The sequence below is a fragment of the Vibrio sp. 10N.247.311.14 genome, assembly GCF_041467715.1.
GTDB classification, from domain to species: domain Bacteria; phylum Pseudomonadota; class Gammaproteobacteria; order Enterobacterales; family Vibrionaceae; genus Vibrio; species Vibrio crassostreae_C.
This window is the reverse complement of sequence record NZ_JBFSVE010000088.1, coordinates 1-8,052: the sequence shown is the minus strand read 5'-3', so window position 1 is coordinate 8,052 and position 8,052 is coordinate 1. Positions and strand designations below refer to the sequence as shown.

General features: G+C 43.1%; 7 protein-coding genes. 3 read left to right on the top strand and 4 right to left on the bottom strand.

Going from position 1 to position 8,052, the window contains the following annotated elements:
* Window positions 1-51: 51 nt before the first annotated feature.
* Together AB6F11_RS21140 and AB6F11_RS21135 are read right to left on the bottom strand one after the other, a co-directional pair.
* On the bottom strand, window positions 52-708 hold the full coding sequence (locus AB6F11_RS21140; RefSeq protein ID WP_104216093.1) for an NAD(P)H-dependent oxidoreductase: 657 nt from the start codon (window positions 706-708) through the stop codon (window positions 52-54).
* Between the two features lie 291 nt (window positions 709-999).
* Window positions 1,000-1,866 carry a hypothetical protein gene (locus AB6F11_RS21135; RefSeq protein ID WP_017061512.1) on the bottom strand — a complete coding sequence of 289 codons (867 nt, stop codon included), beginning with the start codon at window positions 1,864-1,866 and terminating at the stop codon, window positions 1,000-1,002.
* A gap of 570 nt (window positions 1,867-2,436) precedes the next feature.
* On the opposite strand from AB6F11_RS21135, the gene AB6F11_RS21130 reads away from it, so the two are divergent.
* From AB6F11_RS21130 to AB6F11_RS21120, 3 genes are all read left to right on the top strand, one after another.
* Window positions 2,437-4,329 (top strand): PTS mannitol transporter subunit IICBA, encoded by a 1,893-nt coding sequence (locus AB6F11_RS21130; RefSeq protein WP_104216094.1) that lies wholly within the window; start codon window positions 2,437-2,439, stop codon window positions 4,327-4,329.
* Window positions 4,330-4,512: 183 nt separating this feature from the next.
* Complete coding sequence (locus tag AB6F11_RS21125; protein ID WP_009846102.1) at window positions 4,513-5,661, top strand: mannitol-1-phosphate 5-dehydrogenase; 1,149 nt, start codon at window positions 4,513-4,515, stop codon at window positions 5,659-5,661.
* 50 nt (window positions 5,662-5,711) lie between these two features.
* Window positions 5,712-6,248: an MltR family transcriptional regulator gene (locus AB6F11_RS21120; protein ID WP_198592367.1), complete on the top strand. Its 537-nt coding sequence runs from the start codon at window positions 5,712-5,714 to the stop codon at window positions 6,246-6,248.
* A 261-nt stretch (window positions 6,249-6,509) separates the two neighbouring features.
* Here AB6F11_RS21120 and nagB read toward each other — a convergent pair whose 3' ends face one another.
* On the bottom strand, window positions 6,510-7,310 hold the full coding sequence (gene nagB, locus AB6F11_RS21115; RefSeq protein WP_017057618.1) for a glucosamine-6-phosphate deaminase: 801 nt from the start codon (window positions 7,308-7,310) through the stop codon (window positions 6,510-6,512).
* A 606-nt stretch (window positions 7,311-7,916) separates the two neighbouring features.
* A partial coding sequence (maoP, locus tag AB6F11_RS21110; RefSeq protein ID WP_372179666.1) for a DUF413 domain-containing protein occupies window positions 7,917-8,052 on the bottom strand: 136 nt, incomplete at its 5' end.

Genomic DNA, 8,052 nt, shown 5'->3' with positions numbered 1-8,052 from the left:
GACTAGGCGTCCCCATCCGAACAAAATTTAACCACGAAAGGTCAACACGCCCTAAAGTGTTGTAATGACTTCATCAAGAGCTAGGCGCGCTTTTGGTTTGCCGTAGTTGTAGTCTTCGCCGTCTTTGTGGTAGCCGATAGCTAGAGCTACATCAACAACGTGACCTTCTAGTTCGTCAGCAAACTCTTCGCTGATCATAGCTGCATCTACACCTTCCATAGGTGTTGAAGCGATACCTAGACGAGCTAGTGTGTGCAGTGTGTTACCTAGTGCGATGTAAACTTGAGACTTAGTCCAGTTACCGTTGAAACCTGTTTCGTCTGTGTTCATTTCTGCGAATGCGTAAGCACCTAAGAATTGCTCGTACATTTCAGCTGGTAAGTGACCAGAGCTTACTTCTGTATCAGCACGCTTCGCGAATTTCTCTTTAGTGTACTTAGGATCGTGAGCAAACAGGATCGTGTGTGACGCTTCTTTCGCATGTGGTTGGTTAAACTGGAACATGTTTTCGAAAGTATTGTGGAAGCGTTGTTTTGCTGCGTCACTCTCAATGATGATGAATTTCCAAGGCTGAGAGTTGATAGAAGAAGCTGACAAGCGAAGTGCTTCTTTGATTACTTCCATGTCTTCCGCAGAGATGCGTTTTTCTGCATCGTATTTTTTAGCTGTGTAACGAGTGTTTAGATCAGTAATGATTGGATGAGTCATGTTGAATCCTAATATCTATCAATAATAAATGTTGTAGGGTTTTATGTTCAGTTACGTCAACAATAAACGGATAACCAATTTAAACGAATCTCAATAGATTGAACGTCTAAATAGTTATCGAACATGCCCCAATAAATCGAGTATCTGCGGTAGCTCAAGTCGATGGGTGTAAGATAATAGAAGAATGACTCGGGAAAAATAGCGAACATATCAAATCACTATGGTTAATAATGTCCATAATTATTCAATAAGTGTGATCTTAATGGAGGTGGAATCTCCAGATTCAGTAGCTTAGTACGCTTTGATACCATATTGGCGCAATAATGGCGGAAGTACGCTGTCTAGGTTGGGGATATCTTCTGGCGTGATTTCGATTAAACCAAAACCATGCTCTTCATAGATTTTTCTCGTAGCTTCACGTTTATTTTCGGCGATTGGCGCAGAATCAGTTCCCCAGAACTGGATGTATACTTTGCCACTTGGTAGATAAAAATCGCTGATCACTTCTTTTGATATCGGAAGCGGACGCTCGTACGCATGGACCACTCCTGCCATATAAAGCCAGTTATCAATGATCAGCTCTCCCTTTGATCGAACATAATGCCCGTCTAAGCTTCGGTGCTTCGCCTCAAATTTCTGACGAAAACTGGAGAATGACACATCGGTCGAGTGGCTTTCAGCATCATGCCCTAGGAATTCAACAACAGACTGCTTTAAACGTTTATTGCGAACCAATGAGTCGTGCCATACCACGAATAAGTTTTGAGTCGCTTTGTCTTCTCTTTGTTCACCTCCGGCTTTTAAGCCTGTAGAGGTGACATGCCAACCGTCTTCTTCTTTTGTTATCCAACCAAGCTCGTTGAGCAGTAAGTTGATTTTCTTTGCGCTGAGTTGAAAGGCACTGCCAAGCTGGGTGGCGGTGAGTGTTTTTCCTGAGAATGAGTCCAAATCGATAAGCAGTTTCTCTGGCCAGACAATAAAGACACCAAACTTCTTGTGTTCGACATATTCCCCACCAAAGCTTTCTCCCCGTTCTGTGAGAATCCAACGCTCTTGTGAGCGCACGATATAACCTGCTGTTTTTAGATCGCTAAATAAAGTTTTAGCTTCTATGCCTTTTTGTTTAGCGAGTGCAGATGTGGAAATTTTGTCTGACATAGTCTTTTCTCAAATAGCAGAGTGATCCGCTGATGGGTTTTGGTGAGATACATGATGTGATAGCACAGGCGAGTACCATATCACATCTACTAATGCCAACTGCTGCTCACTGGTCTATGTTTTTAGTAGAAAGTCATGTCTGATTTTGATTTTGTGGGAAATGTGGTTCTTTCTGTAATTAAATTACATGATTAGCGATTCTGCTCATCTGGGTGCATATTTTCTATACGTGACACGATGTTCTTTTATACGGTTTATATAGATCTTAGATGCTATATTTTATTAAGTGTGATTTTGATCACTATTTATTTTTAAGTATTACAAGATAAAGCGTGATCTAGATCTTGTGTTAATGATATTTATTCTCATTAATTTGGCTTTGTAATTTTAATTCATGGTATTTTTGTGATCTAAAGTGCTCTTGTTAACCCTAAAGTGTTTTTCGTGTGTGATGGTTGTCACGAAAGTTGGGCTAAGGTGCATTTTAGAAATGTTGTGATACATTTTAATCGACTTTTGAGTACACACTTTCGGTCATTTGACCAACCAATACATTACGGGGTTCTACCTATGTTATCACCAGAAGCAAAGATTAAGGTTCAAAACTTTGGTCGTTTCTTATCCAATATGGTAATGCCAAACATCGGCGCATTTATTGCGTGGGGTTTCATTACTGCACTATTCATCCCAACCGGTTGGTGGCCTAACGAAACGTTAGCATCAATGGTTGGCCCTATGATTACATACCTATTGCCACTATTGATTGGTTACACCGGTGGTAAAATGGTTGGTGGTGACCGCGGTGCGGTAGTAGGTGCCATCACGACAATGGGTGTTATCGTTGGTACTGATATCCCAATGTTCATGGGTGCAATGATTGTGGGTCCACTAGGTGGTATCGCAATTAAAAAATTCGATGAAGCTGTTCACGGTAAAGTGAAGAGTGGTTTCGAAATGCTAGTGAATAACTTCTCTGCGGGTATCATCGGCATGATCTGTGCGATCATCGCGTTCATCGTGATTGGTCCTGCGGTTAAGATTCTATCTGGCGGACTTGCTGCTGGCGTAAACGCAATGGTAGAAGCAGGTGCATTACCTCTAGCATCTGTTTTTGTTGAACCTGCGAAAATTCTATTCCTAAATAACGCAATCAACCACGGTATCTTCTCTCCACTAGGTATCCAGCAATCTGAAGAGATTGGTCGTTCAATCTTCTTCTTAATCGAAGCAAACCCAGGTCCTGGTTTTGGTCTTCTACTTGCTTACATGGTGTTTGGTAAAGGTAGCGCGAAGCAATCTGCTGCTGGTGCATCTATCATCCACTTCCTAGGTGGTATCCACGAAATTTACTTCCCTTACGTTCTAATGAACCCACGTCTAATTCTTGCGGTAATCGCAGGTGGTATGGCGGGTGTATTCACTAACGTAGTGTTCGATTCTGGCCTTATCTCTCCAGCATCTCCAGGTTCTATCTTCGCAGTCTTACTGATGACGCCAAAAGGCTCTTACATCGGCGTGATTCTATCGGTTATCGCAGCAACGGCAGTATCGTTTGTTGTAGCGTCAATCCTCCTTAAAACATCAGCGCAAGATGATGAGGAAGATTCACTAGAGAAAGCTTCTGCACAAATGAAAGACATGAAAGCGTCTTCTAAAGGTGCAGCATCAGAAGCAAACGTAAACCTAGCGGATGTAAAAGCAGTTTATGTAGCGTGTGATGCGGGTATGGGTTCAAGTGCAATGGGTGCGGGTCTACTACGTAAGAAAGTAGCAACAGCTGGCCTAGACATTGAAGTGACCAACTACGCAATCAACAACCTACCGGCTGATTCGCAAATCGTTATTACGCATAAAGACCTAACAGACCGTGCTCGTAGCACTGTGCCAGGTGCGATGCATATGTCTCTAAGCAACTTCCTAGACGGCGGTGTATACGACCAACTAGTTGCTGAACTTGTCGATGCTCAAAGTGGTGAAGCGAAAGTAGAAGCTCCGGCGCCTGCAGCAGCTCCAGCGCAAGAAGGCAACAAGCTTGCACTCACTGACGACAGCATCTTCCTTGGCCTTAAAGCGACTCAAAAAGAAGACGCAATCAAGTTTGCTGGTGAACAATTAGTAAAACTTGGCAACGTATCACCAGAATACGTAGATGGCATGTTTGCTCGTGAAGAGCTTGTGTCTACTTACCTAGGTGAGTCTATCGCAGTACCACACGGCACAATCGAAGCGAAACAGTACGTACAAAAAACCGGCATCGTTTTCTGTCAGTACCCTGAAGGTATTCAGTGGGGCGAAGATGAAGATGATATCGCGAAGATGGTTATCGGTATTGCCGCACAAGGCGATGAGCACAACATGGTGCTGATGGCTATTACCAATTCACTCGATGATGAAGAAGCTGTGGAATGCCTACAGAACACAACAAACCCTGCTGATGTTCTACGTATTCTCAACGGAAACTAAAAAGCTCTAGTCAAGCTCCTGAGTGAAGGAGGCCGGTATCCCCCTACTGGCCTCATTTTCGGTCTTAATCTTTCTAACAAGATTCAGTCTGAATAGCTTACTGCTTAATGCCTAGGGCACATCGTCAAGGCATGTTGTTGAGCAGTTAGCTATCTAGATTCAAATATTTATAAGGTCAAAATTATGAAAGCGTTACATTTTGGTGCAGGTAATATCGGTCGTGGTTTCATTGGTAAGCTTCTTTCTGATGCTGGTATGAAGGTTACGTTTGCTGACGTAAATGAAACGGTTGTAAATGCGTTAATTGAACGCCAAGAATACCCAGTTAAGATTGTTGGCGAAGAGTGTGTTGTCGAAGTTGTTAAGAACGTGACAGCAGTAAACTCAGCGACAAGCGCAGTAGTAGATTGCATTGCTGAGTCTGATCTTGTGACGACTGCAGTGGGCCCTACGGTTCTTAAAATCATCTCTAAGTCTATCGCTCAAGGCATTGAAAAGCGTGCAGCAGCAAACAACACTGCACCAATGAACATCATCGCGGCAGAGAACATGGTTCGCGGTACTAGCCAATTAAAAGCAGCCGTGTTAGAGCACCTTTCTGATGAAATGAAAGCGTTCACTGAAGAGCACATTGGCTTTGTTGATTCTGCGGTTGACCGTATTGTTCCACCGGCAGAAGCGGGCGAAACAGATCCTCTAGCGGTAACGGTTGAAACGTTCAGCGAGTGGATCGTAGATCAAACACAATTCAAAGGTGAGATTCCAAACATCCCAGGAATGGAATGCACTGATAACCTAATGGCTTTCGTTGAGCGTAAACTGTTCACGCTAAACACAGGTCACTTGGTAACGGCATACCTTGGTGTGCTTGCAGGTCATGAGACTATTAAAGACTCTATCGAAGATGACGTAATCCGCGCTGAAGTAACAGCGACGATGGAAGAGAGTGGTGCGGTTCTGATTAAGCGTTACGGCTTTGATCCAGAAGCACACGCTGCCTACATCCAAAAGATTCTAGGTCGTTTTGCTAACCCGTTCCTACGTGATGAAGTAGACCGCGTTGGTCGTCAGCCAATTCGTAAACTGAGCCCGCAAGACCGCCTAGTTAAGCCTCTAAACGGTACATTAGAGTACGGCCTACCGAATGCTCACCTAGTAAAAGCAATCGCTGCTGCGTTCCATTACAAGAATGAAGACGACCCACAAGCGGTTGAACTTCAAGCAATGTTCGCAGAAAAAGGCTTTGCTGAGACATTAGCGCATTATTCTGAGCTGAATAGTGACTCAGAAGTTGTTAAACTAGCGGAAGAAGCTTATCTAGCATTGAAATGATAAACCATCAAAGTGCCACACCAGTGGCACTTTCTTATTGTCGAGCCGTTATGCCAATACAAACAAGCCATGAAACTGAATTACTCGAAGCCCTTTCGGAAGCTGAGAGTGCTAGCGCCTGCCTAATGGCTGCTTATGATGCATTGGACGACACGGTAGATGCCGTATTAAAAAACATCTTTAAGAAAGACGACACTGCAATTAAGTTCGTTGTCGAGCCACTTCTCAACAGTGGTGGGCCGTTAGGCGAGATCATGATTCGTGCTAAGTTGCTACTCGGACTTGGCGTGATCAGTAAAGAACTCTACGACGATCTAGAGGTTTTCGTTACCTTGAAAGAGTGGGCGAAAATACAGGGTGAAGACACCAGCTTTACAGAAGTTGATGTGATATTTGAGCTCAACAAGGTGCACGCGATTCAGCGTATTATGCCTATCGAATATGACGCGGAGATGGTGGAAACGATGTCTGGCCCAATGCTTGAAATGTTCTTGGGGCGACATAATCAAAAGGTGAAGTCGACGATCGTATTAGCTATCACTGACATTATCACTACCCTATGCCGAGATAACGCGCTGAGCTCTTAGCTCTAGTTTGCAGCTCTGCTTATCTTGTTTCACATCCTACATAACTTGTAGCTGTTCGTTCGTTTCAATACAAAGATTAAAATGATGGCGGTTTCTCTCGTTGGAGAAATCGCTTTGTTGTTTTTGTGCTTCTAAAAAATATCCGAAATATCTTCCCATTAAATACAAAAGCAGCAGGCACAAAAAAAGCCACATTCAGTGGCTTTTTCTATTCAAGACGCTCTCTTTATAAAAACGCCCTGCTATTCAAGACTATAGGAATTATAGGTCTTGGATGTTCTCAGCTTCTAGCTCTTGGAAGTAGCGTAGAGTCTTAACTTTTAGCTCTTGTTGAGCTGGCTCATCAGCAACGATGATAGCTTTACGGTGCATCTGTAGAGCGGTAACAGTCCACATGTGGTTTACAGAACCTTCGATAGCCATTTGAAGCGCTTGAGCTTTGTTGTGGCCTAGAGAAAGGATCATCACTTCTTCTGCATCTAGAAGAGTCGCAACACCGATAGTTAGTGCGTATTTAGGAACTTGGTTGATGTCGCCATCGAAGAAACGAGAGTTCGCGATACGAGTGTCTTCAGTCAACGTTTTGATACGAGTGCGTGAAGATAGAGAAGAACCTGGTTCGTTGAATGCGATGTGACCGTCGATGCCTACGCCGCCCATGAACAGGTTGATTTTGCCGTATGAACGGATTTTCTCTTCGTATGCTGCACAGTGAGCATCGATATCTTCAGCTTTGCCGTCTAGCAGGTTGATGTTTTCTGCTTGGATATCAACGTGGTTGAAGAAGTTCTCGTGCATGAATGTGCGGTAAGACTCTGGGTGGTTAGGGTCGATGCCAACGTACTCATCCATGTTGAATGTTACAACGTGCTTGAAGCTAACTTCGCCAGCTTTGTAAAGTTCAATTAGCTCAGCGTAAGTAGTTAGAGGTGTGCTACCAGTAGGAAGACCTAGTACAAATGGACGCTCAGCCGTTGGAGCGAACTTGTTGATTGAATCTGCGATATGACGAGCAGCCCATTTACCTACTTTAGCTTTGTTGCTTAATGGAATAAGTCTCATTGATTTTGCCCCTAGAAATAAAATTTTATAGTGTTCTGAAACATTAATTCGCATTATAAAATAAGTTATCCAGTTCCGCTATTGTTTTAGGTCAAGTTTTTGCTTTTTTCGTCGTAACTGTGACTGGAACTCTCAAAATTGCACAATTATTGTATGGATATTTGGTGGCGTTAAACAAGATTAATACGTTTGTCATATACAGCAATGTTGATCTAATTCAGCACCTGAAAGGGTTGGTGTGTTTCTATGCCTTGATACGATTATTGCAATAATGGCATCGCTCGAACCATTGACGAATTTTGGTGCATTAACGTGTTTCGAGTATAAACAAGCGTTGAGCGTATAGTTGAAACTAGAAAAATAATGATGGCAATGGAGCGCTATCGTGATAAAAGACAGGGGCAGGATGAAGAACGATGAATCTCAGTGGGATGAATACCCATAAGATTGAACGAGAGCTGTGTTTTAGTCACGCTATCGCTATGAATTGTATATAAATATTGGTAAAAATGGATAGGTTGGCTAAACTTACCAATTACAAAGAAGATGTGTGTTTGAAGGCAAAAAAAAGCCCAAAGTGATGAGGTATCACTTTGAGCGATTTTACTAATCTTCTAACACTAACTCACTTTCGTATTCTTCCCTAGATACGTCGCCGCGTTTGCAGCCGTTTAGGGTGTGAAAGCGACGGCGTCCACGAGCCAGTTGAATGTACTTCAACCAAACACGCTCTAACTTGGAC

Bases quoted from the DNA above. Each gene is read 5' to 3' on its own strand.
- AB6F11_RS21140 (WP_104216093.1), bottom strand. From the start codon at position 708: ATGACTCATCCAATCATTACTGATCTAAACACTCGTTACACAGCTAAA.
- AB6F11_RS21135 (WP_017061512.1), bottom strand. From the start codon at position 1,866: ATGTCAGACAAAATTTCCACATCTGCACTCGCTAAACAAAAAGGCATA.
- AB6F11_RS21130 (WP_104216094.1), top strand. From the start codon at position 2,437: ATGTTATCACCAGAAGCAAAGATTAAGGTTCAAAACTTTGGTCGTTTC.
- AB6F11_RS21125 (WP_009846102.1), top strand. From the start codon at position 4,513: ATGAAAGCGTTACATTTTGGTGCAGGTAATATCGGTCGTGGTTTCATT.
- AB6F11_RS21120 (WP_198592367.1), top strand. From the start codon at position 5,712: ATGCCAATACAAACAAGCCATGAAACTGAATTACTCGAAGCCCTTTCG.
- nagB (WP_017057618.1), bottom strand. From the start codon at position 7,310: ATGAGACTTATTCCATTAAGCAACAAAGCTAAAGTAGGTAAATGGGCT.